At 71.2% G+C, this 25,466-nt stretch carries 23 protein-coding genes and 2 pseudogenes; 11 read left to right on the top strand and 14 right to left on the bottom strand.

Annotation, left to right across the window (positions count from 1 at the left end):
* Positions 1 to 103 precede the first annotated feature (103 nt).
* Both CP981_RS23095 and cdgB read right to left on the bottom strand, forming a co-directional pair.
* On the bottom strand, positions 104 to 1,009 hold the full coding sequence (locus CP981_RS23095; RefSeq protein WP_085926968.1) for a CBM35 domain-containing protein: 906 nt from the start codon (positions 1,007 to 1,009) through the stop codon (positions 104 to 106).
* Between the two features lie 261 nt (positions 1,010 to 1,270).
* Complete coding sequence (gene cdgB, locus CP981_RS23090; RefSeq protein WP_085926969.1) at positions 1,271 to 2,947, bottom strand: diguanylate cyclase CdgB; 1,677 nt, start codon at positions 2,945 to 2,947, stop codon at positions 1,271 to 1,273.
* 313 nt (positions 2,948 to 3,260) lie between these two features.
* Here cdgB and CP981_RS23085 point away from each other — a divergent pair, with 313 nt between their 5' ends.
* A complete protein-coding gene (locus CP981_RS23085; RefSeq protein ID WP_190839725.1) occupies positions 3,261 to 3,875 on the top strand; it encodes a flavin reductase family protein in 615 nt (204 codons plus the stop codon).
* A 39-nt stretch (positions 3,876 to 3,914) separates the two neighbouring features.
* Here CP981_RS23085 and arfB read toward each other — a convergent pair whose 3' ends face one another.
* Complete coding sequence (arfB, locus tag CP981_RS23080) at positions 3,915 to 4,343, bottom strand: alternative ribosome rescue aminoacyl-tRNA hydrolase ArfB (RefSeq protein ID WP_085926970.1); 429 nt, start codon at positions 4,341 to 4,343, stop codon at positions 3,915 to 3,917.
* A 202-nt stretch (positions 4,344 to 4,545) separates the two neighbouring features.
* Between arfB and CP981_RS23075 the strand changes: the two genes are divergently transcribed.
* From CP981_RS23075 to CP981_RS23060, 4 genes and pseudogenes are all read left to right on the top strand, one after another.
* Complete coding sequence (locus CP981_RS23075) at positions 4,546 to 5,121, top strand: TerD family protein (protein WP_085926971.1); 576 nt, start codon at positions 4,546 to 4,548, stop codon at positions 5,119 to 5,121.
* Between the two features lie 57 nt (positions 5,122 to 5,178).
* Positions 5,179 to 5,334, top strand: a pseudogene (locus CP981_RS23070) (type I methionyl aminopeptidase); the annotation flags it as partial.
* A 300-nt stretch (positions 5,335 to 5,634) separates the two neighbouring features.
* Positions 5,635 to 6,294, top strand: a complete 660-nt coding sequence (locus tag CP981_RS23065; RefSeq protein ID WP_085926972.1) for a response regulator — start codon at positions 5,635 to 5,637, stop codon at positions 6,292 to 6,294.
* Between the two features lie 48 nt (positions 6,295 to 6,342).
* Entirely contained in the window at positions 6,343 to 6,840 is a 498-nt protein-coding gene (locus CP981_RS23060; protein ID WP_085926973.1) for a hypothetical protein, read from the top strand.
* A gap of 178 nt (positions 6,841 to 7,018) precedes the next feature.
* Here CP981_RS23060 and CP981_RS23055 read toward each other — a convergent pair whose 3' ends face one another.
* On the bottom strand, positions 7,019 to 7,663 hold the full coding sequence (locus CP981_RS23055; RefSeq protein ID WP_085926974.1) for a pentapeptide repeat-containing protein: 645 nt from the start codon (positions 7,661 to 7,663) through the stop codon (positions 7,019 to 7,021).
* Positions 7,664 to 8,042: 379 nt separating this feature from the next.
* Between CP981_RS23055 and CP981_RS23050 the strand changes: the two are divergent.
* A pseudogene (locus CP981_RS23050) lies at positions 8,043 to 8,272 on the top strand (IS701 family transposase); the annotation flags it as partial.
* A gap of 438 nt (positions 8,273 to 8,710) precedes the next feature.
* On the opposite strand, the gene CP981_RS23045 reads toward CP981_RS23050, so the two are convergent.
* Together CP981_RS23045 and CP981_RS23040 are read right to left on the bottom strand one after the other, a co-directional pair.
* Positions 8,711 to 8,986, bottom strand: coding sequence for a hypothetical protein (locus CP981_RS23045; RefSeq protein WP_085926976.1), 276 nt, complete (start codon positions 8,984 to 8,986; stop codon positions 8,711 to 8,713).
* A gap of 3 nt (positions 8,987 to 8,989) precedes the next feature.
* Complete coding sequence (locus tag CP981_RS23040) at positions 8,990 to 10,543, bottom strand: tetratricopeptide repeat protein (RefSeq protein ID WP_158092682.1); 1,554 nt, start codon at positions 10,541 to 10,543, stop codon at positions 8,990 to 8,992.
* Positions 10,544 to 11,596: 1,053 nt separating this feature from the next.
* Here CP981_RS23040 and CP981_RS23030 point away from each other — a divergent pair.
* Both CP981_RS23030 and leuE read left to right on the top strand, forming a co-directional pair.
* Positions 11,597 to 13,090 carry a B12-binding domain-containing radical SAM protein gene (locus CP981_RS23030; protein WP_085926978.1) on the top strand — a complete coding sequence of 498 codons (1,494 nt, stop codon included), beginning with the start codon at positions 11,597 to 11,599 and terminating at the stop codon, positions 13,088 to 13,090.
* Positions 13,091 to 13,142: 52 nt separating this feature from the next.
* Complete coding sequence (gene leuE, locus CP981_RS23025) at positions 13,143 to 13,793, top strand: leucine efflux protein LeuE (RefSeq protein ID WP_085926979.1); 651 nt, start codon at positions 13,143 to 13,145, stop codon at positions 13,791 to 13,793.
* A 171-nt stretch (positions 13,794 to 13,964) separates the two neighbouring features.
* Here the strand turns inward: leuE and CP981_RS37835 are convergent, their stop codons facing one another.
* Positions 13,965 to 14,105: a hypothetical protein gene (locus tag CP981_RS37835; protein WP_158092683.1), complete on the bottom strand. Its 141-nt coding sequence runs from the start codon at positions 14,103 to 14,105 to the stop codon at positions 13,965 to 13,967.
* Positions 14,106 to 14,300: 195 nt separating this feature from the next.
* On the opposite strand from CP981_RS37835, the gene CP981_RS23020 reads away from it, so the two are divergent.
* On the top strand, positions 14,301 to 15,314 hold the full coding sequence (locus tag CP981_RS23020) for a zinc-binding dehydrogenase (protein WP_085926980.1): 1,014 nt from the start codon (positions 14,301 to 14,303) through the stop codon (positions 15,312 to 15,314).
* Positions 15,315 to 15,412: 98 nt separating this feature from the next.
* Here CP981_RS23020 and CP981_RS23015 read toward each other — a convergent pair whose 3' ends face one another.
* The 5 genes from CP981_RS23015 to CP981_RS22995 all read right to left on the bottom strand — a co-directional run bounded on the left by CP981_RS23015 (position 15,413) and on the right by CP981_RS22995 (position 20,105).
* On the bottom strand, positions 15,413 to 16,516 hold the full coding sequence (locus CP981_RS23015; protein WP_085926981.1) for an aminopeptidase P family protein: 1,104 nt from the start codon (positions 16,514 to 16,516) through the stop codon (positions 15,413 to 15,415).
* A 203-nt stretch (positions 16,517 to 16,719) separates the two neighbouring features.
* Entirely contained in the window at positions 16,720 to 17,919 is a 1,200-nt protein-coding gene (locus tag CP981_RS23010; protein ID WP_085926982.1) for an NAD(P)/FAD-dependent oxidoreductase, read from the bottom strand.
* An 8-nt stretch (positions 17,920 to 17,927) separates the two neighbouring features.
* Positions 17,928 to 18,122 carry a ferredoxin gene (locus CP981_RS23005; protein WP_085926983.1) on the bottom strand — a complete coding sequence of 65 codons (195 nt, stop codon included), beginning with the start codon at positions 18,120 to 18,122 and terminating at the stop codon, positions 17,928 to 17,930.
* A gap of 49 nt (positions 18,123 to 18,171) precedes the next feature.
* Positions 18,172 to 19,425: a cytochrome P450 gene (locus CP981_RS23000; RefSeq protein WP_167536133.1), complete on the bottom strand. Its 1,254-nt coding sequence runs from the start codon at positions 19,423 to 19,425 to the stop codon at positions 18,172 to 18,174.
* A complete protein-coding gene (locus CP981_RS22995) occupies positions 19,422 to 20,105 on the bottom strand; it encodes a DUF3159 domain-containing protein (protein WP_085926984.1) in 684 nt (227 codons plus the stop codon). Before CP981_RS22995 ends, CP981_RS23000 begins: the two co-directional genes overlap by 4 nt.
* A 208-nt stretch (positions 20,106 to 20,313) precedes the next feature.
* Between CP981_RS22995 and CP981_RS22990 the strand changes: the two genes are divergently transcribed.
* Both CP981_RS22990 and CP981_RS22985 read left to right on the top strand, forming a co-directional pair.
* Complete coding sequence (locus CP981_RS22990; protein WP_190842396.1) at positions 20,314 to 21,042, top strand: response regulator transcription factor; 729 nt, start codon at positions 20,314 to 20,316, stop codon at positions 21,040 to 21,042.
* A gap of 1 nt (position 21,043) precedes the next feature.
* The gene (locus CP981_RS22985) at positions 21,044 to 22,474 is read left to right on the top strand and encodes a sensor histidine kinase (protein WP_085926985.1); all 1,431 of its coding nucleotides are present in this window, start codon (positions 21,044 to 21,046) and stop codon (positions 22,472 to 22,474) included.
* Between the two features lie 71 nt (positions 22,475 to 22,545).
* Here CP981_RS22985 and CP981_RS22980 read toward each other — a convergent pair whose 3' ends face one another.
* Together CP981_RS22980 and CP981_RS22975 are read right to left on the bottom strand one after the other, a co-directional pair.
* The gene (locus CP981_RS22980) at positions 22,546 to 24,585 is read right to left on the bottom strand and encodes an ATP-binding SpoIIE family protein phosphatase (protein WP_085926986.1); all 2,040 of its coding nucleotides are present in this window, start codon (positions 24,583 to 24,585) and stop codon (positions 22,546 to 22,548) included.
* 47 nt (positions 24,586 to 24,632) lie between these two features.
* Entirely contained in the window at positions 24,633 to 25,277 is a 645-nt protein-coding gene (locus CP981_RS22975; RefSeq protein WP_085926987.1) for a class I SAM-dependent DNA methyltransferase, read from the bottom strand.
* Positions 25,278 to 25,466 lie beyond the last annotated feature (189 nt).

The following is a 25,466-nucleotide window of genomic DNA, read 5'->3' as shown; positions in this document are numbered from 1 at the left end:
AAGCCGCCAGAGAAGCAGGTCGCTCCTCTGGCGGTGGCCGGCGCGGTCCGGGCCCCAAGGACCCTCCGCGGCGGGACGGTCTCAGGGGCGCCGTCGTCGTCCCTCAAGGCCTGGCAAGCCAGACCTTGTCGAGGTTCACGTCGCACTGATTCCCGCTCTCGCAGGACAGCTTGATGGTGTTGGTGCCCTTGTTGAGCTGCACATACGACCAGGTCCTGGTCCAGCCCTTGTCCCAGGCGCCCTCCGGGGCGTGGGCGAAGTTCTTCATGTTGATCGGCCGGCCGTCCGCCGCGCCGTTCACGTTCAGGGTGAGGTTGGCGTCCTTGCCGGGCACGCCGTAGCCGACCCAGAGCTTGTACTTGCCGGCAGCTTCGACATCGAGCGACCAAGTGGCCGCCGCGCCCTGGGTGTTCATGCCTGCCACGTAAGCCCCGCCGGGCGAGCGCGCACCCGGCACGTCCTTGGCCGTGGTCGCCCCGCCCTCGAGCCGCAGGCTGCCCGCGTCCTGCTTGGGCAGCTTGCCGGGGGCGGGCTTGGAGGTCGGCGCATCGCTCGGATCCACCTTGTCCCCGGCCGTCGGACCCGGCTTGCCCGCGTTGGCGTCCTGCGAGTCCTTGCCGTTGGTGAGCATCGCGACGCCGATGCCTATGCAGACCACCGCGACCACGGAGACGGCGCCGATCAGCAGCCCGTTGCGGCCGCGGCGCGGCTCCTGGCCGCCGTTGGCGGGGGCGGGGCGGGTGCGGTCGCCGCCGGGCAGGGTCTCGGGGGCGGCGTAGTGGGCGTTCTGCTGCCCGTACGTCACCTGCTGCGGGGCCTGCTGGCCGTACTGGCGCTGGCCGACCGCGCGGACCTGGTTGTAGGACGTCCGCGGAACCCCCGGCTGCCGCGCCGCCGCACCGTCGCCCGCCGAGCCCTGGGCGCCGCCCTCGCCGCCTTCCGAGCGGTAGAGGTAGGCGAACGGGTCGTCGTTCTCCGGCGTGTCCGCGCCGTTATTGCCGGCCGTCATTCCGTGTCACTCCCAAGCGATCTGTGCGCGTCTGTACGCGTCTCTACGCGTCCGCAGGCTTCATTGCGCGAACTGTCTTTCGGGCCCCCGGCGGCGCCGCGCCGCATCGGCGCAGCCTACCCCGTCGCGGCCTGCGCACACCGTGCCCGGAGGGCCACAAGATCGCTACGGAACGGTGAACTGCTGGTGTGCGGGCCGATGCGGGGCCGGTGTGAGATACGCGGCATCGCGCCCGGCCGTCGCGGCGGGCCCGCCGGCCGCTCAGCCCGCCGCCCGCCGGTTCGCCTTCGAGCGGGAGCGCTTCTCGACGTACATCCGCTGGTCGGCCGACTCCAGCACCTCCTCGGCGGACATGCCGCAGCTCGCCCAGCCGATACCGAAGCTGGCGCCGACCCGGACCGCGCGGCCCTCCACCCGGATCGGCGGGATGATCGCGTTCCGCAGCCGGACGGCCAGATCCTGGGCGTCGGCGGTGCCGAGGCCGTCGGCGAGCACCACGAACTCGTCGCCGCCGAGCCGGGCGACCGTGTCGCCGTCCCGGACGCCGCTGGTCAGCCGGCGGGCGACCTCTATCAGCACGGCGTCGCCGGTGTTGTGCCCGAAGCGGTCGTTGATCGACTTGAAGCCGTCGAGGTCGCAGAAGAGGACCGCGAGCCCCTTGGAGCCGTCGTCGGCCGGCCCGTCCGCGGGGGCGACGAGATGCACATGGTGGTCGAACGGGGGCGGGGGCCCGCCCTCGAAGCCGTCGAGCCCGTCGAAGGGCTCCTTCGCGTCCGCCCGGAAGCCGTGCGGTGCGCGGGGGTCGGTGCTGAGGGTGGCCGAGGAGGCGTAGGCGTCCGCCATGGAGCCGGCCGGGCGGGAGCACAGCCGGGCGCCGAGCCGGGCCCGCAGCTCGGCGCTGTTGGGCAGCCCGGTCAGCGAATCGTGGCTGGCGCGGTGGGCGAGCTGAAGCTCGTGCCGCTTGCGCTCCTCGATGTCCTCGACGTGGGTGAGCAGGAAGCGGGGGCCGTCGGCGGTGTCGGCGACGACGGAGTTGCGCAGCGAGACCCACACGTAGCTGCCGTCCCGGCGGGCCAGCCGCAGCTCGGCGCGGCCGCCCTCGGCGGAGGTGCGCAGCAGCGTGCCGATGTCCTCGGGGTGGACGAGGTCGGAGAAGGAGTAGCGGCGCATCCCGGAGGCCGGGCGGCCCAGCAGCCGGCACAGCGCATCGTTGGTGCGGAGCAGCCGTCCGTGCTGGTCACCGCCCATTTCGGCGACGGCCATCCCGCTCGGCGCGTACTCGAACGCCTGCCGGAAGCTCTCCTCGCTGGCGCGCAGCGCCTGCTGCTCGCGCTCCAGCCGGACCAGGGCGCGCTGCATGTTGGCCCGCAGCCGGGCGTTGCTGATCGCAATGGCGGACTGGAAGGCGTACATCTGGAGCGCTTCCTGGCCCCAGGGGCCGGGCCGCCGGCCGTTGCGCGGCCGGTCGACGGAGATCACCCCGAGCAGCTCGCCGCCCCCGTTGGCCGCGGTGTACATGGGCGCGAAGAGGCGGTCCATGGGGTGCCACTCGTCGGGGAACCGGGGCGCGGGGCCGGCCGTGTGCCACTGCGGTACGTCGTCGTCATCGAGGACCCAGCCCTCGGTGTGCGAGATGAAGCACAGGTCGCCCCAGCGCTCGCCCATGGACAGCCGGCGCTCCCAGGAGGCGCGGGAGCCGACCCGTCCGGCCATGAGTGCCTCGGCGCCCGCGCTGCCGGCGACCGCGGCGACGACGAGATCGCCGTCGGGCCGCACGAGATTGACCGCGGACAGCTCGTAGCCGAGCCCGGTGATCACGCCGTCGGCGACGGTCTGCAAGGTGTCCGCAAGGCTACGTGCGGTATTCAGCTCGGCGACCACTTGGTGCAGCTGCCGCAGGGTCGCAAGACGGACGTATGGCTCCGACTCGGTCTCCATCGCTCGCTCTCCCTGAGACCTCGACAGCAAACTCCACGATTTCTTGTCGTCCGATTCCCCGCTCACTGAATCACAGTGAGCTGTTCACTCGGTACACAGGGTCAACAATTAGCGCCTGCTGTGACTCAAGTCACAAACAATGAACGACGGTTGGCGATCTTCCATAAAACCGCCACGGGAGCGCGCCTTCACTCTTTCTACACTTACTGAACGCAAATTCCGAGCGATTCGGGAACTCCGCCGTCAGACCTAGGACGCGAGTGGTCCGGAGGCCCGATGCGCGCCGCGGCCGGCCGAAGTTAGCGTTTATGGCGTGTTCACGAAGAGTCCTGCCGATGCGGCGCCCGCCGGGCCCGCCGCCCACCCCGTACCCGCCGTCGCCCTCGCCTCCGTGCCGGGCGGCGCGCCGATCCCGCATTCTGTTGGGGTGAGTGACGACGAGTTCCGTACCGCCCTGTCCCGCCTGGCCGCCGGCGTGGTGCTGATCACCGCCCATGACCCGGACGGCGGGCCGCACGGCGAGGACGTCGGCATGACCGCCACGGCGTTCCTCTCCGTATCCCTCGACCCGCCGCTGGTGATGGTGAGCGTTCGCAACGACTCACGCATGGACGACCTGCTGGAGGTGCAGCCCTACTGGGCCGTCTCGGTACTGTCGGGACATCAGCGGCAGGTCGCCGGACGATTCGCCATGAAGGGCCGCATCAGCGACCGGCTGCTCTTCGAGGACATCGCGCATGTACGGGGCGAGGCGTCCGGTGCGCCCCTCATCGGGGGCGCCCTGGCGACCCTGGAGTGCCGTACGGAGCAGCGGGTGGTGGCCGGCGATCACACGCTGGTCATCGCTCGTGTGCTGGCCACGACGCTCCCGAACGAGGAGGACGGGCCGCTGACGTACTTCCGCGGAAAGTACCGGCAGCTGGGGTGAGGCCCGGGGCGGCCCCGGCGGGCGGGACGGCTGGGGCGGTCAGCCCCAGTCGCGGCCCGAGCGGCCGCGCTTGGTGTCGCCGCGCTGCTTCTTCTCGCGCAGCCGCCGCTCATTGATGCCCCGTGGGATCCGCGACTTACGGCGCGGCTTGGGCGGCGGGGCGGTCGCCTCGGCAAGCAGCGCGGCCAGCCGGACGGCGGCGGTCTCGCGGTTGCGCCACTGCGAGCGGTGCTCGGAGGCCCGTACGGACAGCACGCCGCCGGCCAGCCGGCTCGCCAGCCGCTCCAGGGCACGCTCTTTCCACACCGGCGGCAGTGCCTGCGTTTTACCGAGGTCGAAACGCAGCTCGACCTGACTGTCGCTGGTGTTGACGTGCTGGCCGCCCGGACCTGAGGAACGCGAGAAACGCCAGACGAGCTCGGCCTCTGGAAGGACGACCGCACCGCGGATGACATAGGGCCCGGACATGAGTCCTATGATCCCGCGCCGCGCGCGGCTCCGTCACCCGCTTTTCGGGGCCCGTGCAGAGCGTTCACATCAGAATTCGGCAAAGAGAGTAAAGAGTCCTGGAACCTGGCGGTCCCCTCATGGCGTTGTGGTGGGTAACGGTAGCTTCGTGCGCAGTGCGGAGCCCGACGCTTCGACGAGTCGACAAGGAAAGGGACTTCCCATGGCTGTAAGCCTGTCCAAGGGCGGCAACGTCTCCCTCACCAAGGAGGCACCGGGCCTGACCGCCGTCACGGTGGGCCTCGGCTGGGACGTCCGCACCACCACCGGCACGGACTTCGACCTCGACGCCAGCGCGATCGCGGTCAACCCGAGCGGCAAGGTCTTCTCCGACCAGCACTTCGTCTTCTTCAACAACAAGGCGACGCCCGACCAGTCGATCGTGCACACCGGTGACAACGTGACCGGCCAGGGCGAGGGCGACGACGAGCAGATCAACGTCAACCTCGCGGCGCTGCCGGCCGACATCGAGAAGATCGTCTTCCCGGTCTCGATCTACGACGCCGAGAACCGCAGCCAGAACTTCGGCCAGGTGCGGAACGCCTTCATCCGCATCATCAACCAGGCCGGCGGCACCGAGATCGCCCGCTACGACCTCAGCGAGGACGCCGCCACCGAGACCGCCATGGTCTTCGGTGAGCTGTACCGCAACGGCGCCGAGTGGAAGTTCCGCGCGGTCGGCCAGGGCTACGCCTCGGGCCTCGTCGGCATCGCGCAGGACTTCGGCGTCAACGTCTGAGCAGCATCTGAGTCAGCTCTGTGCGGTGACTGCGCCGTGACGTAGTCACCGCACAAGGAGGGCCGGTTCCCCAGTGGGGGCCGGCCCTCGGCGTGTTTTTTGGGGGGCCGCGACGGCTGGACCCTGCGCACCGCGGACGCCTCCCGCGCCGCCCACTTCGAGCACACGGTGGCGGTGACGGACGAGGGGCCGCGGGTGCTGACTACGGCGTAGGGAACGTGGGGCGTCGGGGCCCAGGGAGGCGCCGTGGCGGGGCGCCGTGGCGAGCGGGCGCCTCCCGGAGGCCGCGGCGAGGGGCTGAGGGGGCATGGGCGGGCTCCATGGCGAGACGGGCGTGCGCGGAGGGCCGCGGCCAGGGGCGGGGAGCCGTGGTGAGACGGCCCGCGCGGGGCGGGTGCTCGATGGCCCTGGGGAGGTGCCGGTCTGCGGGAATGGCGTGGTGAAGGCACCATGGAAGCGGCGCCGGGCGAGGGGCACCGTCCCGTCCGTCGCTGTCCTCCTGGAGCGCAGCCCATGAGCCGATCCGCCGCCGAATCCGCGCACACGCCAGTGAGCGTGCTGCTCTGCGACGACCATGACGTCGTACGCGCCGGGCTGCTCGCCCTGCTCAGCGGTGCCCCCGGCATCGAGGTCATCGGCGAGGCCGGGAGCGGCGAGGAGGCCGTGGCCCTGGCCGTCTCGCTCCGCCCCGATGTCGTGCTGATGGATCTGGGGCTCGGCTCCGGTATCGACGGCGTCGAGGCCACCCGGCGTATCGCCCGCGCCGACACCCCCGGCTCCCCCCGGGTCCTCGTGCTGACCGACTACGACACCGACGCCGACATCGCCCGGGCCTTTGAGGCCGGGGCTGCCGGACACTTGCTCAAGGCCGAGCCGCCGGAGGAACTGTTCGCCGCGATCCGCGCCGCGGCCGCGGGCCGGAGCACGCTCGCCGCCCCGGTCGCCCATCACGTCCTGGCGCAGATGCGCAGCCCGCGGCCCACGCTCAGCGACCGAGAGCTTCATGTCCTCGGCCGGCTGGCCCGTGGACTGAGCATCCGCGAGATCGCCAGGGCGCTGTCGACCAGCGAGGCCACGATCAAGACGGACCTGGCCCGGATCTACGACAAGCTCGGGGTGGCCGGCCGGACCGCCGCGGTCTCCGTTGCCCGGGACCAGCGGCTGCTGCCCTGACCGGACGGCACCGGCGGGCTGCCGCGCGCCGCATGACACCATCAAGACGTGATCGACCTCGGCTACTCCCTCTCCCGCCGCTTCCCGGATCCGCCACAGATGGACTACCGGACCGCGGACGTGCGCACGCTGCGCCATGACCTCTTCTGCGGTGACGTCTACCTCGCCGACACGAAGACGGACCGCGAGCTGTCCACGTCCTGGGGCTGGGTGCCGGTCCTCGACTTCGCCTGGGCGCTGTGCGACATCGTCGAGCAGCTCGACACCGACCCCCGGGGCAACCGCTCCGCCCGCCCGATCCACGCCGAGCTGGACTTCACCGAGTCCGCCGACCGGATCTTCTTCGAGCGCCGTTTCGGGTGGGTGGACGTCGACGCCGACTGGATGGCGGCCGACGAGGACCCGCTCACCTTCAACCACTCCGCGCTGCGCCGCGAGGCCCGCGACTTTCTGCACGATCTGATCGCCGACCTCACCGATATGCACGACGGCCTCGGCGACAACCCCGCCATCTGGGACCTCCAGGCCCGTTTCCCCCGCATCTGACCGGGAGGGACCGGCACACCCCCGCGCTTCGGCCGGACGCCGGGCAGGCCGCCGGGCGCGGCGAAGGCCCGGACGCCGGGTAGGAGGCCGTACGCGGCGGAGGCCCGTACGCCGGACGCAGCGCAGGGCACCGGACGCCGGGCAGGGCACCGGACGCCTGGCGTCCCGCCCACCGCCCTCACTCCACCCGCACCCCTATCTGTGCCGCGAACACCGGCGCCAGATCCAGCAGTTGGGCCGGGCTGATCACCGCGCCCGACAGGCGGTCGATTCCCCGGGCGATGTCCAGCGCGGCGGCGCCCCGCAGGTCGACGTCCTTCATCCGCGCCTCGGAGAAATCCACCCGGGTCAGGGTGCAGTCGTCGAACGTCACCCGCTCCAGCACCGCGCCCGCGAAGTCCGCCTCGACCAGCACACACCCCTCGAAGGCGACATCCCGCAGCTTCGCCTGGCGCAGATTCGGGAAGTCGATCTTTCCGCCGCGCACCACGACCCGCTCCAGCACCGCCCCGTGCAGCTGCGTCCCGCCGAGCCGGGCGTCGGACACCTCCACATCGCGCAGCGACGCCTGGGACAGATCCGTGCCGACCCCGCGGATACCGCTCAGCACACTGTCGATGATCCGGGCCCGGCCGAGCTCGGTCTCGTCCAGCGCGCAGCGGCGTACGGCACAGTCCATGAAGCGGGCGCCGCGCGCGGACTGACCGGCCCAGTCGGCGTCCGCGAACTCCAGCCCGTCGTAGTCCCCTTCGGGCTCCAGCTCGCCGCCGTCGTACGCCGTCAGCTCCGGCAGCCGCACCTGCGGCCGCCGCACCGCCCGCACCGTCTCCTTACCGCGCCCCGCCACGCGATCACCGCCTTCCCTGCCGTCCGTCAACCTTCGCGCCTGCCCACCCATCGTGAACCATGCCACTGACAATGCGCTCCGACCTGCGGAAACACCGCGATGCTCGGCGAGGACCGCCCTGCGCAGCTGCTCCAGCTTCGGAGGCGGCATGTCGGCGAACCCGTACCGGGCACGGCCCCGGCGATAGCTGGTGATCAGTCCGTTCTCCTCCAGCGGCATGCCGGGCGGACGGTTGAGCGTGGCGCCTTCCTCGCCCGGGTGACCGTCGTGGTTGCGCCACAGGGAGACCCACAGCCGGCTGGTGCCGTGGGCGTGTTGGGCTAGTACTGCAACGGTGTTTGCCGTGACGGTTGGGTTCGCGGGCAGCCGGTGGGCCGTCGAAGAATGCTTCCGGACTGCGAAGCAGGGGTGCGGCCTGGACGATTACCACGTCCGCCGCTATCCAGGCTGGTACCGGCACATCACCTGGCCATGGCCGCACACGCCTGCCTGACCGTCCTGCGGGCCCGTGCACTCGATGCCGGAAAAGCAGAAACGGATCCTCCGAGCTCATCCACCTCAGCCTCGCCGAGATCAGGCGCCTGATCACCCGCCTCACCGACCGCCAGCCCCCACCCGTCGAGCCCGTCCTGCATTGGTCACACTGGCGCCGCAGACGCCAACACCAAGCCCACATCTGCCACTACACACGACGCGGCCACAGCCCATAGAACTGACCACCCATCAGCACAAACACTGTTGCAGTACTAGCTCTGCGCGCAACGGCAGCCACCGATCCAGCGCGGCTCGGCTCAGCGGCGACAGCTCGCACCAGTCGCCTTCGCCGGCCTGGCTGTTACGGCCACCGGCCCTGCCTCACCGTCGGCTCAGCCACGCAACTCCCCTCGCACGCGCCCCGCACGACCCGGGGCAAGCCGCGCACCCGGCGACGGCCAGCGTGTTCGGCTCCCCCGGCACGGATACGCCGAAGGGGCCGGACGAATCGTCGGCCCTTCGGGCGCGCGTCGCCGTGCGGTGGGGGCCCTACAGCTTCCCGGCTCGCTTTAGAGCGAGTTGGGCGAAGCGGCGGTTCTCCTCGGCGTACCCGCGGCGCTCCGCGGCGCCGACGCGGTGTTCGTCGGCGAGGGCCGGCTCGGCGCCGATCAGCTCCTCGTAGACCTGGACAGTGGCTTCGTTCAGATCCGCAGAGGCGGTCAGGTTGGCAGCCGTCCGGAGCCAGCCGTCCCGGTCGCGGTCGGGCGCCCCTTCGAGGCGCTTGTCGCCCTCGACACGAGCCGCGACCGGGGTGCTTGAGTGCACAGGTCAGGCTGGAGCATCTGGCTGTGTAAGGGGGGAGCGCAGGTAGTCCCTACCTCTCCAGGTCAAGAGCGCCTCTTGACTGGCCAAGGTGTCGGGGTGGTCGGTGCCTTGGACGCGGGTCCGGTCTTGTACGAGGTCCGTGAGGGCGACTACCGCGCCGGCGGCGTCACCGGCATGCCCGCGCCAGTGTGCGAGACGTCCCCGGGCGTCGAGGGTGTCGGGGTGGTCGGGGCCGTGGACGCGGGTTGTGTCCCGCACGAGGTCCGCGAGGGCGGCTGCGGCCTCTGCGGCGCCGCCGGCCTCCCCGCGCCAGCGGGCGAGATGTCCCCGGGCGTCGAGGGTGTCGGGGTCGTCGGGCCCCTGGACGCGGGTCATGTCTTGCACGAGGTCCGCGAAGGCGGCTGCAGCCTCCGCGGCGCCGCCGGCCTCCCCCCGCCAGTAGGCAGCGTTATGCCGGGCGGCGAGGGTGTCGGGGTGGTCAGGGCCGTGGACGCGGGTTGTGTCCCGCACGAGGTCCGCGAAGGCGGCTGCAGCCTCCGCGGCGCCGCCGGCCTCCCCCCGCCAGTAGGCAGCGTAGTGCCGAGCGTCCAGGGTGTCGGGGTGGTCGTGGCCGTGGACGCGGGCCATGTCTCGGGCAAGATCCGTGAAGAGGGCTGCAGCCTCCTCAATATCGCCGGTGAGTCCATGCCAGTGGGCAGCGTCGTGCAGGGCGTCGAGGGTGTCAGGGTGGTCGGGCCCCTGGACGCGGGTCATGTCTTGCACGAGGTCCGCGAAGGCGGCTGCAGCCTCTGCGGCGCCGCCGGCCTCCCCGCTCCAGCGGGCGAGATGTCCCCGGGCGTCGAGGGTGTCGGGGTGGTCGGGCCCCTGGACGCGGATTGTGTCCCGCACGAGGTCCGCGAAGGCGGCTGCAGCCTCCGCGGCTCCGCCCGTCTCCCCGCTCCAGGAGGCAGCGTTATGCCGGGCGGCGAGGGTGTCGGGGTGGTCGGGGCCGTGGACGCGGGTCATGTCTCGCACGAGGTCCGCGAAGGCGGCTGCAGCCTCCGCGGCGCCGCCGGCCTCCCCGCTCCAGTAGGCAGCGTCGTGCCGAGCGTCCAGGGTGTCGGGGTGGTCGGGGCCGTGGACGCGGGTCATGTCTCGCACGAGGTCCGCGAAGGCGGCTGCAGCCTCCGCAGCTTTGCCAGCATGCCCGCGCCAATCGGCGAGCTGGTGCCGGCGTTGGAGGTTCTGGGGATGGTCCTGGGCCAATGCGGACGCGGCCAGCAACTGTGTGCCCAGTCTGATCGCACCCGCGTAGTTCCTGCTGTCTACCGCGGCTTGGATGGCAGCGTCCAGAGTGGTCGCGGGCCCGGAGGAGTCTTCAGCAGCAGCCGCGTCCCACAGATCGTGGAATCTCTTGACTTCGTGCTCTACCGGCGCACCACCCGGTACACGGCCTGCCAGCTCAGCTACGAGCACTTCCACCAGCCCCCACCCGGGGAGGCGAGGCTTTGTGAAGGCGTCGTGTATCCGGCTCGAGCTGGCCACTCCGGTGCCGAGCGCGCGAGCCAGTTCGCGCACTGAAGGCCACCCGCCGCGTCGGTGCAAAGTGTGCAACTCATCGTTCAGCCGCAGCCGTGGGCCCGGGGCGAATAACGGTGCGGTGAGTTTGGCCATGAGCGTCCCCGTAAGTAGCTGTCCAGAACTGTCCAACGCTGTCCAACGGACAAAGTACAGCGTCCGAAGGCGTGCGGTGATGTGTTGAGTTGTGCTGGACCGTAGGCCCACGTCAACGGCTGCTTCTGTCGTCCGAGCCTGGGTGAGACCGAGCGGCACACTCAGGAGGACACGATGCTCGACACAGTGCTGAACCTGCTGGCCCAGGGGTTGCTGACCCAGCTGCCCGCCAGCGTGATCACAGCCGGGATCACTGCTGTCGGCGCGGGCGTGATTCACCGGCGGCGAAAGCGAGGGGACTGCGTCCATAGGGCGCAGCGGCCAGAGCCCGGCGGAAACACTGAGAACTCGCCGTGCTCCTCTGATTGACGTCGGCGTGGGTGGTGCAGCTGCCCTGTGGCCGGCCCACTGCGTTGCGGGGTGCGGCCGTCGAGGCGACACGACACCGCCACACGGCCGGGACCCGCCACCCACCTCCAGGCCTGACCGACCTGCTCAGCGCGGGCGTCGAGCAGGGAGACCTGTAAACCACGCACCCCTTGGACGGCAGGACCTCACCGCTTCCAAGGAGGACTTCACACTGTCCTGGTGGCCCATGAGCGATGCGCTCGAAGCATCTCGGATAGGCCGGTTTCTGCTCCCAGCAAGCCCCCTCGCACTCTTCGGGCTTTGCTGGGCGACATCTTTCGGCCGATCCCGTTGGAGCTTGCCCACGGGAAGCGGGTGTGTGATCGGCCGATTTCGTTCGCTCTCCGTCCGGACGCAACAGCCTGCTCCTTCCCTGGGCACGCCGCCGAGAGTGCCTGTAGGACCCACGTACCAACACCCTTCAAGGGTGCCGAAATGTGTCTCGCGAGCGGTCGGTCCGGCGGGCGGCCGGAAATCACCAAAGGGGGATGACACGAGTTATCTACGCCGTCACGATCAAGGACCGATCTTCGTGGCGAAGGGAAATGAATGCCGCTCAAGGTGCTGCTAGCAAACGCCCCGAACCCCACCGCTAACGGCAACGCTTCCAACTACGCCTGCTATCCCCATATCGGCGTCATTCAGCTCGCCACGGCGATACGCGACGCCTTCGGCGACCAGGTGGAGGCACGCGTGGTCGACGGGGGTATCAGCAACACGGTTGAAGTGCAGAAAATTGTGCAGGAATTCGGGCCGGACCTCGTCGGAGTGAGTGCGCTGACCCCCACCTACAGCGAAGCACTCAAGATCGCCGATACCGCGAAACAGGCCGGCGCCATGGTGGTCCTCGGGGACGACCACGCCGGCTTCTTCCCCGAACGCATCCTGGCCAACCGGCCCTCCATCGACTACATCGTCGCCAACGACATGGGCGAGACGCCCTTCGTGGAACTGGTCGGCGCGCTACTGTCCGGCACCCCCGTGACGGACGTCTCCTCGCTCGTCCACCGTCAAGGCGAAATGATCGTCTCCAATCCCGCGCCCCGATACGCGCTCGCCGCGCGCAACACGATTCCGGACCTAGCGTTCATACGCGACGAACTCGACGCATACGCCCGGAACTACCGCGAGCAGTTCGGACATCTGCATGACCGCACGGTCATACCCATCACCGTGAACAACGCCCGCGGCTGTGAGAACGGATACAAGCGCTGCACCTATTGCAGCATTGCCGATCTCACCGTCAACACGGGCGAACCGAGCGGATTCTGGAAGGCGGTGGACATCTACAACCGGGAATTCGGTATCAACCTGTTCTTCGAGGTATACGACAGTTTCACCGCCAGCCCGCGTTATGTCGACGCCCTCATCGACGCCACTCCCCCGCACCTCCGCCGCCGCATCGACAACGGTGAGCTAGAGGTCATGGTGTACGCGCGAGCGCTGGGCCTGACCAAGCGCAACAACGTGGACAAGTGCCGCCGCCTCGGCGTGACCCGGGTGAACATCGGACTCGACGCCGCCGACCCCGAGATGCTGGAGGCGCAGCGGAAGAACAAGACCACCGCCGCGACGAACCTGGAGGCGATCCGGCTGCTCAACAAGGCCGGGATCTCCGTGCACGCCTCGTACATCGCAGGGGCAGCGGGCGAGCGCCCGCAGACGCTGGACCGGACGATCGAGGGCATCCGGCAGATGCTGGGCGAGGTCGAGCTGTCGTCCGTCGAGTTCTCCCGGTTCATCCCACTGCCCAACAGCCCGGCGTGGGACATTCTCGTCGACTACGAGAAGCCGTCGTTCTTCAAGAGCAGCGCGGAGATCGACACGTACCTGGCCGACCTGGACATCACCGTGACCCCCGAGAAGCGGGCGGAGCTCTACGAGCGGTTCGGCGAACAAGACCTGCTCGACATCGACGAACTCGCGGCCGTATGGGCCGAGCACTTCACTCACATCACCGAGGACCACGCTCTACAGCGGATCGCGGATGTCGATCAGCTGGTCATGGCACACAACGTACGCACCGGCAACAACGTCGGCTAGTCACCGGCGACCACGCCGGACAGCCGCAGCCATCACGAAGGGAGAGAAGCTGATGCTGGGAGTGTCCAACCTTTCCACCTACGCCCTGGGGACACTGCTCATCATTCTGCTGCCGGGGCCGAGTTCCCTCTACACGCTGTCCGTGGCGGCACGGCGCGGGGTGCGGACCGGGTACCGGGCGGCGGCGGGCGTGTTCCTCGGTGAGACCCTTTTGATGCTGCTCACCGCCGCAGGGCTCTCTTCGCTGCTGCGTGCCAACGAACTCGTCTTCTCGGTCATCAAGTACGCGGGGGCCGGCTATCTGGCCTGGATCGCTGTCGGGATGATCCGCGGAGCCTGGGAGATGTGGCGCACCCCGAAGACGGCCGCACCGGCCGAGAGCCCGGAGGGCGCGCAGGACGACGAGCGGCCGTTCCGCCGGTCGCTGCTGATCACTCTGCTCAACCCGAAGGCGATCCTCTTCTTCCTCTCTTTCTTCGTGCAGTTTGTGGACCCGTCCTATCCCCAGCCGGTGTTTTCCTTCGGGCTGCTCGCACTGATCTACCAGATGATCAGCGTGAGTTACGTGACACTGCTCATCCTCGGCGGGACGTATCTCGCGGCCCAGTTCCGCCGTCGCCGGCGGCTGTCGGCCGGGCTGACCACCGGAGCCGGCGCCCTCTTCCTCGGCTTCGCAGCGAAGCTCGCCACCACGGGTAACTGAGCGCCGGGGCTGGACAGCGGGGAGCCGTCGTGGCACGCGAGAGCTCCCACGCATCCGCAGCGAAGCTGGGCTCGCGCGAAGGGCTGTCTCCCCCAGTCGGAAGCGGGGCGAGACAGCCTGCTCGAACCAGTCCCCCTCGCGATGGTGTAGGTCGCTGCGCGGGCGTCGGGGCTACTGCTGTTCGTCGTCCAAGGCGATCGCTCGCCGTGCCGCGGCGAGTTCGCGCTCCCGGTCTTCGGGGCGGGGCCGGTAGATCTCGTCCAAGCTGTGGGCGGTCTCGTCCAGACGACGGTGTTCTGCGCGTGCATCCACTGCACCACCCACTGCAGGACGCCTTCGCGGGAGTAGTCGGTCGGGCGGGTCTTGTTGATTTGCGAACGCCCCCCGCCGCGGGACACCCCGCCGGACCGCGCCGTACGAACCGCCTTGACCTCAACCAACCTTGAGGTAACAGAGTGGCGAGTGGTTGCCCACCCACCAGGACCCGCTCCCCAAGGAGACACCGCCATGCACGCGATACGGCTGCACACCTTCGGCCCCGCCGAGAACCTCCGCCACGAGACGGTCGAGGACCCGCGCCCGGGGCCCGGGGAGGTCCGGATCGCGGTGGCGGCGGCCGGAGTCCACCTCCTGGACACCGCCCTGCGCGAGGGCACACCGGGCGGGCCGCTGCCGCTCCCCGAGCTGCCGACCGTGCCCGGGCGGGAAGTCGCCGGCACGGTCGAGGCGCTCGGCGAGGGCACCGACCCCGACTGGCTCGGCCGGCGCGTCGTCGCCCACCTGGGCACGGCCCCCGGCGGCTACGCGGAACGCGCCGTCGTCGCCGCCGAACGGCTGCACGCGATTCCCGAGGGCCTGGACGCGGCCCAGGCCGTCGCCATGATCGGCACCGGTCGCACCACCATGGGCATCCTGCTCTTCGCCGGCCTCACCGCCGACGACATCGCGCTCGTCCCCGCGGCCGCCGGCGGCATCGGCTCCCTGCTCGTCCAGCACGCCCGGAACACCGGCGCCACGGTCATCGGCCTGGCCGGGGGTGCGGCCAAAGTGGCACGCGTCCGGGAACTGGGCGCCGATCTCGCCGTCGACTACACCCATGACGGCTGGCCGTCCCTGGTACGGGCGTTCCTCGACGGCCGGGGTGCGGCCGGTGCCACCCTCGTCTTCGACTCGGTCGGCGGGGCCCCCGGGCGCGCGGCCGTCGATCTGCTCGCCAAGGGGGGTCGTCATCTGGTCTTCGGCTGGTCCTCCGGCGGCCTCCGCACCGGCGGGCCGCTGGAGTTCGCGGAGGGCGAGCTGGCGGCCCGCGGGATCACGTCGGAGCAGGTCCTCGGCCCGCCGATGCTGGCCAGGGCCGGCGGCGACAACCCGCTGCGCACCCTGGAGACCGCGGCCCTGGCGGAGGCCGCGGCGGGCCGGCTGGTGCCGGTGGTGCAGCGCTTCCCCCTGGCGGAGGCGGCCGCCGCCCACCGGGCGCTGGAGTCCCGCGCCACCATGGGCAAGGTCGTCCTGGTGCCGTAGGGCTCAACCCCTCAGGGGCGGGGCGGGGTTGGCCGTCCAACCGGGGGGGCCGGCCCAGCTCGCCCGGCGGCCGCCGCGCAACTCGCCCCCCACCCCGCCTACCGCACCACCGCCATCTCCCGCGCCGTCTGGTTCAGGCGGCGTCCGCCGGACTCCGTGCACGTCACGATGTCCTCGATGCGCACCCCGAAGCGGCCGGGCAGATAGATTCCCGGCTCGATCGAGAAGCACATCCCGGGTACCAGCGGCAGATGCTCGCCCTCGACCAGATAGGGCGGCTCATGGGTGGTCACCCCGATGCCGTGTCCGGTCCGGTGGATGAAGTACTCGCCGTAGCCCGCGGCTTTGATCACCTTCCTGGCCACCCGGTCGACGTCCTGGCACGCGACGCCGGGCCGCACCGCCTCGAAGGCCGCCTGCTGCGCCTCCCGCACGATGTCGTGCACCTTGCGCTCCTCGGCGCCGGGCTCCCCGACGTGCACGGTCCGCGTCGTGTCCGACCCGTAGCCGTCCTTGAGGCCGCCGAAGTCGAGCACGACCATGTCGCCGTCCTCGATGACCCGGTCCCCGGCCTCGTGGTGCGGATTGGCGCCGTTGGGGCCCGACCCCACGATCGTGAAGTCGACCTGGCTGTGCCCGTGCTCGGTCAGCAGCCGCACCAGGTCCGCCGCCACCTCGGACTCCCGCCGCCCGCCGAAACGGACGGTCAGGATCTCCTCGTAGGTCGCGTCGGCGGCGGCCCCGGCCGCGGCCAGCCGCTCCACCTCATGGGCGTCCTTGACTGCGCGCAGCATCGGCAGCACCTCGGTCAGCGCGGCGTACGCGCTCCCCGGCACCGAGCGCTGGAGTCCCAGCAGATGCATCGCCCAGGTCGAGTCGGACATCCCGTAACGCCCCTCGGGGGCCATCCACTTGGCGACCTCGGCATACGGGTCCGAACCATCGGTCCAGCCCGACACCTCCATCGCCCAGGCCCCCGGGGAGTACTCCGCATCCGGATACTCCAATACGGGCACCAGCAGCCGCGGACGCCGCTCCGGCTCGATCACCAGGGCGGTCAGCCGTTCGGTGACCGCGGTCGGCCGGTAGCCGCACAGCCACGTCAGATCCGGTCCCGGCGTCACGATCAGCCCGGCCAGCCCGGCATCGGCGGCGGCCCGGCCCGCCCGCGCCATCCGCTGCCCGTAGTCCACCTGCGTCATCGAAGTCACCATGACGGCGAACTTACGCCGGTCCGGCCCCTTCGGCCCGCCGAATTCGCACCCCCATGGGCCTCTTCACTCCTCCAGTTCACGCCTGCCCCGGGGCATGCCTCCCGTTCCTGTCGCCGGGGCGCGCTCCGGGGCTCCCTCTCGTCCCCGCGGGGGGCCGGCTCGGCTGACAGCGGCCCCCCGCGGGGACCGAGTCAGGCCGGGCCGACGCCCTGTCCGGCCGTCACCGCACCGGTCGTGCCGATGTGGGCACGGTATTGGCGCAGGGCGCGAGCGCTGTTCCAGCCGAGTGCGCCGACCACCCGGCCGCCGAGGTGGTAGAGCGCGACGAAGCGGCGGTCCCGTGGGTCGCCGTCGACGCATTCGACCCGGGCCTCGGCGGGGCACCGGCCATGGAACTGGATCTTGGCGTCGTACTGATCGGTCCAGCCGAACGGGACCGGTGTGTAGGGCACGGCGTCCCCGGGCTCGGCCAGCAGGTTCCGGACGGCGGCGCGGGACTGCTCGGTGGCGTTCATGCGCTGTTCGAGACGGACCCGGCCGCCGGTGGCCGGGTCCGGCCAGTTGGCGACGTCGCCCGCCGCGTACACCCCGGGCGCGGCCCGGCAGTGGCTGTCGCAGCGCACCCCGTCGCCCAGGGGGAGGCCGGAGCCGGCCAGCCAGTCGACGGCCGGGACCGAGCCGATCGCGACCACGACCACATCGGCGGGGAGCCGGGTGCCGTCGTCGAGGTCCACGGCGGTGACCCGGCCGTGCTCCCCGGTCACGCCGGTGACACCGCGCCCCAGGTGCAGTCGGACCCCGTGGTCCCGGTGCAGGTCCGCCACCAGCCCGCCCACCCAGGTGCCGACCTGCCGGGCCAGCGGAGTGGGCTCGGTGTCGACGAGGGCGACGTCCAGGCCGAGGCCCCGTGCGGTGGCGGCGATCTCGCTGCCGAGGAAGCCGGCGCCGATCACCACGACCCGGGGGCCGGCGCACAGTTGCGTCCGCAGCGTCAGGGCGTCGTCGAGGGTGCGCAGCACATGCACCCCGGCCAGGTCATGGCCGAAGGGCAGCCTGCGGGGCCGCAGCCCGGTGGCGAGGAGCAGGCCGTCGTAGCGCAGCCGGTCCCCGTCGGCCAGGGTGACGGTGCGCGCCGCCGGGTCCAGCCCGGTTGCCCGGCAGCCCAGCCGGAGGTCCAGGTGCAGACCCCGGATGCCGTCCTCCTGGCGCAGCACGGTCCGTTCCGGTTCCCAGGCACCGGCCAGCACCTGTTTGGACAGCGGGGGCCGGTCGTACGGGGCCCACAGTTCGTCCCCGACCAGCGTCAGCGATCCGGTGTAGCCCTCGCGCCGGAGGGCGTCGGCCGCGGTGAGCCCCGCGGCCGACGCTCCCACCAGGACGATCCGGTCCATGGCAGGCACTACGGCAGCACCTCGATGGCCAGCGCGGGGCAGCGGGCGGCGGCTTCCTCGACCGGGGCGCGCTGGGCGTCCTGCGGTGCGGCGTCGAGCAGGACGACGATGCCGTCCTCGTCGCGCTGGTCGAAGACCTCGGCGGCGGACAGTACACACTGCCCCGCGCCGACGCACTTGTCCTCGTCGATGATGACCTTCATCGGAATTCCCTTTCTCTGGTGGCTTGGTGACGTGCGGCAGCCGGCCCGGCTACCAGGTCACGGGCAGCTTGTGGACGCCGTAGACGATCATGTTGTCGCGCATCGGCACCTGGTCCTCCGGTACCGCCAGCCGCAGCGTGGGGAACCGCTCGATCAGGGCCGACAGCGCGGCCTTCATCTCCACCCGGGCCAGCTGCTGCCCGATGCACTGGTGGACGCCGTGCCCGAACGCCAGGTGCGGGCTGTACGGCCGGCTGACGTCCAGCGCGTCGGGGTCGCCGGAGAAGTGCGTCACGTCCCGGTTCCCCGAGGTCAGGGAGGCGACCACGGTGGCGCCGGCCTCGATGCGGTGGCCGTCCAGCTCCACGTCCTCCAACGCGGTCCGGCGCAGCCCGTACTGGACGATGGTCAGGTAGCGCAGCAGCTCCTCGATGGCGCCGTCCATGAGGTCGGGGTCGGCACGCAGCGCCGCCAGCTGCCCGGGGTTGCGCAGCAGGCACATGGTCCCCAGCGCGATCATGTTCGCGGTGGTCTCGTGCCCGGCGAGCAGCAGCAACGCACCGACCCCGGCGATCTCTTCGTCGGTGAGCTGCTCGGACTGCACCAGTCCGCTGAGGATGTCGTCGGTGGGGTGGGCGCGCTTGGCGACGGCCAGTTGGTGGATGTGCTGGTCCATCTCCTTTTGGGTCTGGAGGACTTCCTCCGGGCTCGCGTCGAGCCGGAGCAGCCGGCCGGCGGTCTCCTGGAATTGCTCCCGGTCCGCGTACGGCACCCCGAGGAGTTCACAGATCACCAGCGAGGGGACGGGCAGCGCGAAGGCCTGGACGAGGTCGACCGGCCCCTCGGCGCCCGCCATCGCGTCGAGATGCTCGGCGACGATCCGCTCCACCGCCGGGGCCAGCTTCTGCATCCGGCGCACCGTGAACTGGCCGGTGAGCAGCCGCCGGAACCGGGTGTGCTCCGGGGGGTCCATCATGATGAACATGCCCGGCCGGGGCGGCGGCTGCGGAGCTTCGTCCTGCGCGGTCCCGCCGGTCTGCATCCGTCGGCGGTTGGCGCCGAACCGCGGGTCGGCGAGCACCGCCCGTACGTCCGCGTACCGGCTGACCACCCAGCCCTTCGCACCGTCCGGGAAGGTCACCGGCGTGACCGGCGCCTCCTCCCGCAGCGCCCGGAACTCCTCCGGGGCGCTGAAGGGGCAGGACCGTTTCATGGGCATGGGCCTGGCGGCGGTCTGCGCACCGGTGGCGGGCTCGGGGCCGGTCGTGGAATCGGGGCTGGTGGTGGGCTGCGTACTGGTCATCGGACAGTCCTTTCCAAAGGGGGCGACAGATCGGGGCTCGGGTCAACGGGGGCGTCACAGCGGTGCGTACCGACGGAGCGCCGGTGAACGCGCCACCCCAGGAGGGCGCCGAGCGCGAGGACGAGCGGGCCGAAGACATCGACCGTGCCGAGGGCGACGGCCTGGCCGGACAGGAACAACGGGAGCTGGACCGACAGCAGCAGGAGATTGCCGGCGTAGACGCACAGATGGCCTTTGACGAAGGCCCGGCGGCGCACCGCGCAGCGGCGCCAGCCGGTCCCCTCCCCCGTGACCAGCCCCACCAGCACGCCCAGCGGCGGCCAGCCGAGCCACAGCAGCACCGGCGTCACCACCGCCGCCACCGCGTGCGTCACGAGGTGCGGAAGGAAGAAGTTGACGGCGTCCCCGGTGCGCGCGGCCAACAGGCCCTGGACGCAGACGACACCGAGGAAGATGAGCGCCTGCCGTACGGGTTCCCTGCGCACCAGCCGGAGCAGGAAGATCCCGGCGCCGGTGGACAGGGCGAGCGTCAGCGCGACGCCCAGCCGGTGGGTGACGGCGAAGGTCAGGGTGAACCCGAAGATGGGCGTCACATCGATCAGGGTGCTGCGCAGCCGTTTCCGGACGGCGGTACGGACGGCGTCCGCACCGCCGGGTGCAAGGTCTGCGGCAGGGTCCACGGGGTCTCCAGACGTCGCGTCGGACGGTGGTCGGTCCGGTGTCGTGACTCCAGAGAAACGGGCCCCGTTGACCGGCCCCGGTCGGCAACCTGACCATTGCCTGACAGCCGGAGCCGGGGGGCGCCCGCGCCGCTCGGACCGCCGGGGGAACCGGCGGACTCGTGCGCACGTTGTCCCCGCAGACTCGATGACGTGATGGGTGACCGCCATGCTTTCCGCCTCGCCGACGAGCGACGCACCGCTGCCCCGGGGAAGCGGGCAGCGGCTGCTCGTCGTGGATGACGACCCGCGGATGACGGAGCTGCTCCAGACCACGCTGAGCCTGGCGGGGTACGAGGTCGCGACCGCCGGCTGCGGCGGTGAGGCCCTACGTGCCTACGCGGAGCTGCCGCCGGATCTGCTGCTGCTGGATGTCCTGCTGCCCGACCTGGACGGATTCACGGTCTGCCGGCGGCTGGTGGACAACGGGGCGCGGCTGCCGGTGCTGTTCCTGACCGCACGGGACTCCGTCGAGGACCGGGTGACGGGCTTCGCGATGGGCGCGGACGACTACCTCACCAAGCCGTTCAGCCTGCCCGAACTCCTCGCCCGGGTGCATGCGTTGCTACGGCGGGCCGGACGGTCCGCGGAGGCCGGCCCGCTGCTGTGTTTCGCCGATCTGACCGTGGACGAACGCAGCCGGCGGGTCCGCCGCGGGGACCGGCTGATCGCGCTGTCGCCGACCGAGTACAAGCTGCTGCGCTACTTGCTGATCAACGCCGACCAGGTGATGTCGAAGGAACAGATCATGGACCACGTGTGGCAGCACCACTTCGGCGACGGCGTCGTCGAGAAGCTGGTCTCCCGCCTCCGCGCGAAGGTGGACACCCACGCGCCCGCCCTGATTCACACCATGCGCGGCTTCGGCTACAGCCTGCGCCTCCCCGAAGGCGGCTGAGATGGCCGGCGCCTGGCGCGGCTCCCTGCGGGCGCGCCTGATGGTCGGCGTCGTCCTGCTGGCGGCCGTGGGCATGGTGGCCGTCAACGCGGTGTCGCTGCTCGGACTGCGGCTCAACCTCGTCGACGCCGCCGATACCACCCTCACCAAGACCCGGGACTCCGTTCAGCACCAGGTGCACCGCCCGACCTCCCCCATCAACCTGGACAACCTCAACTCCCTGATTCCCGACGGCGCCTACATCGCGATGGTCGACGACCAGGGCCGGGTGGTCGCCCAGACGCCGACCCGGACCGCCGACGGGCAGGCCCGCTCCCGCCCCGACCTGCCCACCCCGCTCCCCGACGACTTCGCCGGGCACATCGTCACCGTCTCTTCCCAGGACGCGCCCCTCCCCCGGTACCGCACCCTGAGCTTCCCCCTCGGCTACTCCGCCACGGTCCAGCGCCCCGGCGGGCCGCCCAGGCAGTTCAGCAGGGTGGTGATCGCCAAGAGCCTCAAGCCGGCCGACGACGCCATCTACTGGCTGATCGGCTCCGACTCCGCCGCCACGCTGGCCGTGCTCGGGGGCATCGTGCTGCTCAGCCGCGGGGTGCTGGGCGTGGGCCTGCGGCCGTTGCGGGACATGGCCGCCACCGCGACCGCGATCGCCGGGGGCGACCTCGACCAGCGGATCGAGGTCGCCCAGCGGCACTCCGAGGTGGGCGAGGTCGGTACCGCCCTCAACCGGGCCTTCGACGAACGGCAGCGGTCCGAGGAGCAGCTCCGGCAGTTCGTGGCCAACGCCTCCCATGAGCTGCGCACCCCGCTGACCACGATCCGGGGCTGGGCCCAGCTCCATCTGCACGGCCTGGCCCAGGACCCGGCACTCATCGAGCGCGCGATGCTGCGTATCGAGGGCGAGGCCACCCGGATGCACACCATGGTCGAGGAGTTGCTGCTGCTCGCCCGGCTCGACCAGGGCCGCCCGATCGCGCACGCGCCGGTGGACCTCGGCGCCCTCGCCGACGACGCCGTCACCGATGCCCGTGTCGTCGACCCCGGCCGGCCCCTGACCGTCGAGGTGCCCGGCGAGGTGTTCGCCCGCGGCGACGAGGACCGGCTGCGCCAGGTGCTCCAGAACCTCCTGAGCAACGCGCTGCGCCACACCCCGCCGGACACCCCGGTGTCCGTGACGGCGCGCGCACTGCCCGACGGCACCGTGCAGCTGGCGGTCACCGACCAGGGCCCCGGAATGCCCCCCGCGACGGCCGAGCGGATCTTCGAGCGCTTCTACCGCGGCGACGAGTCCCGCAACCCGACCAGCGGCGGCACCGGCCTCGGCCTGAGCATCGTCCGCTCCATCGCCGAGGCCCACGACGGCACCGCCACCGTCCGCACCGCCCCCGGCAAGGGCAGCACCTTCACGATCACGCTGCCTGCCGCACGCTGACCGCACGCCACAGCCGGCGCGGCGGGCAGGCAGGCGGGCAGACGGGCCGGGCATCCCGCGGACGGAGCGAACTACGCGGCATCCGCCCCCTCTTGACGATGTTGACGATATTCCTCGGGTATCTCCTGCTCGAACCAGACCACCTTGCCGGTGCTCAGCAGCGTCGCTCCCCAGCGCAGGGCGAGCTGATCGACCAGGAACAGGCCACGTCCGCCCTCGTCACCCGCCTGAGCGCGCCGCATCCGGGGCACCTGCGGCGAATCGTCGCCCACCTCGCACCGGAGCACATCGGTACGCAGCAGTCGCAAGGCGATCGGCCGGGAGGCGTAGCGCACCGCGTTCGTCACCACCTCGCTGACCATGAGCTCGGTCGCATCGAGCATCGAGCCCAGGCCCCAGCGGTGCAGCGCCCGGCGGGTCAGCTGCCGTGCCCGGCCGGCCGTTTGCGGCTGGGGACTGAGGAACCAGTACGCGACGTTGAGCGGCGCGAAACCGTCGAATCGGGCGGCCAGCAGCGCCACGTCGTCATCCCGGGCATCCGGATCCAGAAGAGTCAGCACCGCGTCGCAGAGCATGTCCAGCGGCGGCGGAGCGACCCGCGCGGCCACCGCCTCCAGGCGGCCACGCAGCAGCTCCATGCCCGTCAAGACGTCCCTGTTACGCGACTCGACGAGGCCGTCGGTGTACAGGAGCAGCGTCCCTCCGGTGGGCGCGGGCAGCTCCCAGGTCTCGAAGGGGACGCCGCCCACTCCTATCGGCGCGCCGGGCGGCACCTGAAGCACTTCCCCCGAGCCGTCCGGGTGCAGCAGCACCGGGGGCGGATGCCCCGCGTCGGCCACCAGCAGCCGCTGCGATATCGGGTCGTAGATGGCGTACAAGCAGGTCGCCATGTGCTCGCTGCCGAGGCGCCGGGCCTGCTCGTCGAGGTGGTACAGGACCTCTTCCGGCGGCAGGTCGAGCCGGGCGAGGGTCTGCACCGTGGTGCGCAGCTGGCCCATCATCGCGGCGGAGGTCATGGAGTGGCCCATGACGTCGCCCACCACCAGCGCGACCCGGTTGCCGGGCAGCGGAATCGCGTCGTACCAGTCACCGCCCCCCTGGGAGGTCTCGGCGGCCGGCAGATACCGGCTCGCCAGCCGGACCCCGGTGGTCTCGGGGAGCGACGACGGCAGCATCCTGAGCTGGAGGGCACCCGCGGCCGAGGCCTCTTGCCCCGAGGGCACCGACGCCTCGACGCCAAGGGCGGTGTACGTGGCGAGCTGGGCGGCCACGAGCAGGTCATCCGCCACGAAGACGGGCCGCCCGGCCGCACGCAACAGGGCAACGGTGCCCAGCAGATGGCGCCGCCCGTACAACGGAGCGATGATCAGCCGCCGCCCCGGTGCCCCTGTCGCCGACACACCCGCCACCGGCTCCAGCAGCTCGCTCACCACAGCCTCGGTCTCCGGCACCTCCCCGAACACCGGCTGCCGGCCCAGCAGCAGCTCGGCGAACGGCCCGCTGACCGTCGAACGCACAGGCCCGGCGACCCCCGTGCCCCCCGCGGACGCCGCGGTGACCACCCCCTCCGGCCCCTGAGCAAAGCTGTGCAGCCGCAGCACCAGAGGCTCGGCGGCCTGCCCCTCCCCGGCCACCAGCGGCTCCCGCAGATGCACAAGCACCACATCGGCGAACGCGGGAACCGCCGCCTCGTAAAGCCCCCGCAGCGTCTCGTCCAGGTCGACGCCCCGGGCAATCCGCCGCGCCGCGAGATCGAGAAACCGCAGCCGGTCGGATTGCGTCTCGGGGAGACGCTCTTCCGGGTCCCGGCCCTGCTCCGCCTCGTCCCGGCCGCCCTCCGCCTCGGAGCCCCGCCCCACCTCATCCCGGCCCTGCTCCGCAGGAACTCCGGCGGCCGGTGCCGGGCGGGCGGCGTCGCGGCCCGGCGGCCTCAGTCCTTCCGGCGCTCCACCGGGCACCTCGTCGGAACCGCCGCTTCCGGGCACCTCGCCGGCACAGGAACGGCCACTTCCGGGCGACGACGGGCGGGACAGCGGCGTCCGCGGCGCCGCTTCGCCCGGCTGCTGGGCCGGCGGGGCGGTGTTCGTATCGGCTCGGGGATGCGGCTCCATCACTTGTCTCATCCGTCCGGAGGTGCCCGGGACCGCGCGGGGCGTTCTCAGCCGCGTCGCACGCAGTTGAGAAAGATCTGCTCCTCGGGCGGCACGTCCGAGATCTCCGGCGCGTAGGTGTACGAGGACTCCTCGACGACCGCGAAGCCCGCCTGCTCGACGACCTCGCGCAGGTCGTCCCGCAGGTAACCGGACACCCTGATGGCATTACCGAGGAACGGGATCGTGAAGTAGTCCACGTCGGCCTCCACCATCGAGAGCGCGAAAAGGCCACCGGGTACCAGCAGGTCGTGGACCATCCGCAACACGACGGGGATCTCCCCCCGCGGCAGCATCAGCAGCGAGAAGAAGGCCGCGACGGCATCGAACCGCCCCAGGTCATGAGGGCCGTCGGGCCCGAGGTCGGCAATATCCAGCCGCCGGAACGTCGCCCCGGGCACATACTCCCGGGCAAGCTCCACCATCCTGCGGGACAGGTCGACGCCGACCACCTCGAACCCCGCATCCACCAGCTGCCGCGCAGTCGGCAGCCCGGTGCCACACCCCAGATCCAGCACCCGTGATCCACCGGCCAGCGACCTGATCAGCCACTCAGCAGCAGCCAGCTGCCCCTTCTTGTAAGGAAACGCCTCGTCATAGCGGTCACCGATCGCGTCAAACGCCTCGGCCTGCCCCTCACGGTCGAGCCGCATGCCCTCAGCACCGGCGTCGCCGCTCTCACCTTCCGCCGCAACGAATCCCTTACTCACCAATTGCACCTCTTTATGTGCATCCACTCAATTATATCCGCGATACCCGCCTTTCATCAGCGACGACCGCCCTCGAACCACCCCCGCCGAGCAACCACGACCACCACACCAACCACCACCGGAATCCACCAC

The organism is Streptomyces platensis, from assembly GCF_008704855.1.
GTDB lineage: Bacteria > Actinomycetota > Actinomycetes > Streptomycetales > Streptomycetaceae > Streptomyces > Streptomyces platensis.
The sequence above is the reverse complement of the archived record's forward strand: the minus strand, read 5'-3'. Positions and strand labels throughout refer to the sequence as shown.

Coding starts and splice junctions, on each gene's coding strand:
- CP981_RS23095 (WP_085926968.1), bottom strand. CDS start 1,009: ATGACGGCCGGCAATAACGGCGCGGACACGCCGGAGAACGACGACCCG.
- cdgB (WP_085926969.1), bottom strand. CDS start 2,947: ATGGAGACCGAGTCGGAGCCATACGTCCGTCTTGCGACCCTGCGGCAG.
- arfB (WP_085926970.1), bottom strand. CDS start 4,343: ATGTCCGGGCCCTATGTCATCCGCGGTGCGGTCGTCCTTCCAGAGGCC.
- CP981_RS23075 (WP_085926971.1), top strand. CDS start 4,546: ATGGCTGTAAGCCTGTCCAAGGGCGGCAACGTCTCCCTCACCAAGGAG.
- CP981_RS23065 (WP_085926972.1), top strand. CDS start 5,635: ATGAGCCGATCCGCCGCCGAATCCGCGCACACGCCAGTGAGCGTGCTG.
- CP981_RS23030 (WP_085926978.1), top strand. CDS start 11,597: ATGCCGCTCAAGGTGCTGCTAGCAAACGCCCCGAACCCCACCGCTAAC.
- leuE (WP_085926979.1), top strand. CDS start 13,143: ATGCTGGGAGTGTCCAACCTTTCCACCTACGCCCTGGGGACACTGCTC.
- CP981_RS23020 (WP_085926980.1), top strand. CDS start 14,301: ATGCACGCGATACGGCTGCACACCTTCGGCCCCGCCGAGAACCTCCGC.
- CP981_RS23015 (WP_085926981.1), bottom strand. CDS start 16,516: ATGACGCAGGTGGACTACGGGCAGCGGATGGCGCGGGCGGGCCGGGCC.
- CP981_RS23010 (WP_085926982.1), bottom strand. CDS start 17,919: ATGGACCGGATCGTCCTGGTGGGAGCGTCGGCCGCGGGGCTCACCGCG.
- CP981_RS23005 (WP_085926983.1), bottom strand. CDS start 18,122: ATGAAGGTCATCATCGACGAGGACAAGTGCGTCGGCGCGGGGCAGTGT.
- CP981_RS23000 (WP_167536133.1), bottom strand. CDS start 19,425: ATGACCAGTACGCAGCCCACCACCAGCCCCGATTCCACGACCGGCCCC.
- CP981_RS22990 (WP_190842396.1), top strand. CDS start 20,314: ATGCTTTCCGCCTCGCCGACGAGCGACGCACCGCTGCCCCGGGGAAGC.
- CP981_RS22985 (WP_085926985.1), top strand. CDS start 21,044: ATGGCCGGCGCCTGGCGCGGCTCCCTGCGGGCGCGCCTGATGGTCGGC.
- CP981_RS22980 (WP_085926986.1), bottom strand. CDS start 24,585: ATGGAGCCGCATCCCCGAGCCGATACGAACACCGCCCCGCCGGCCCAG.
- CP981_RS22975 (WP_085926987.1), bottom strand. CDS start 25,277: ATGCGGCTCGACCGTGAGGGGCAGGCCGAGGCGTTTGACGCGATCGGT.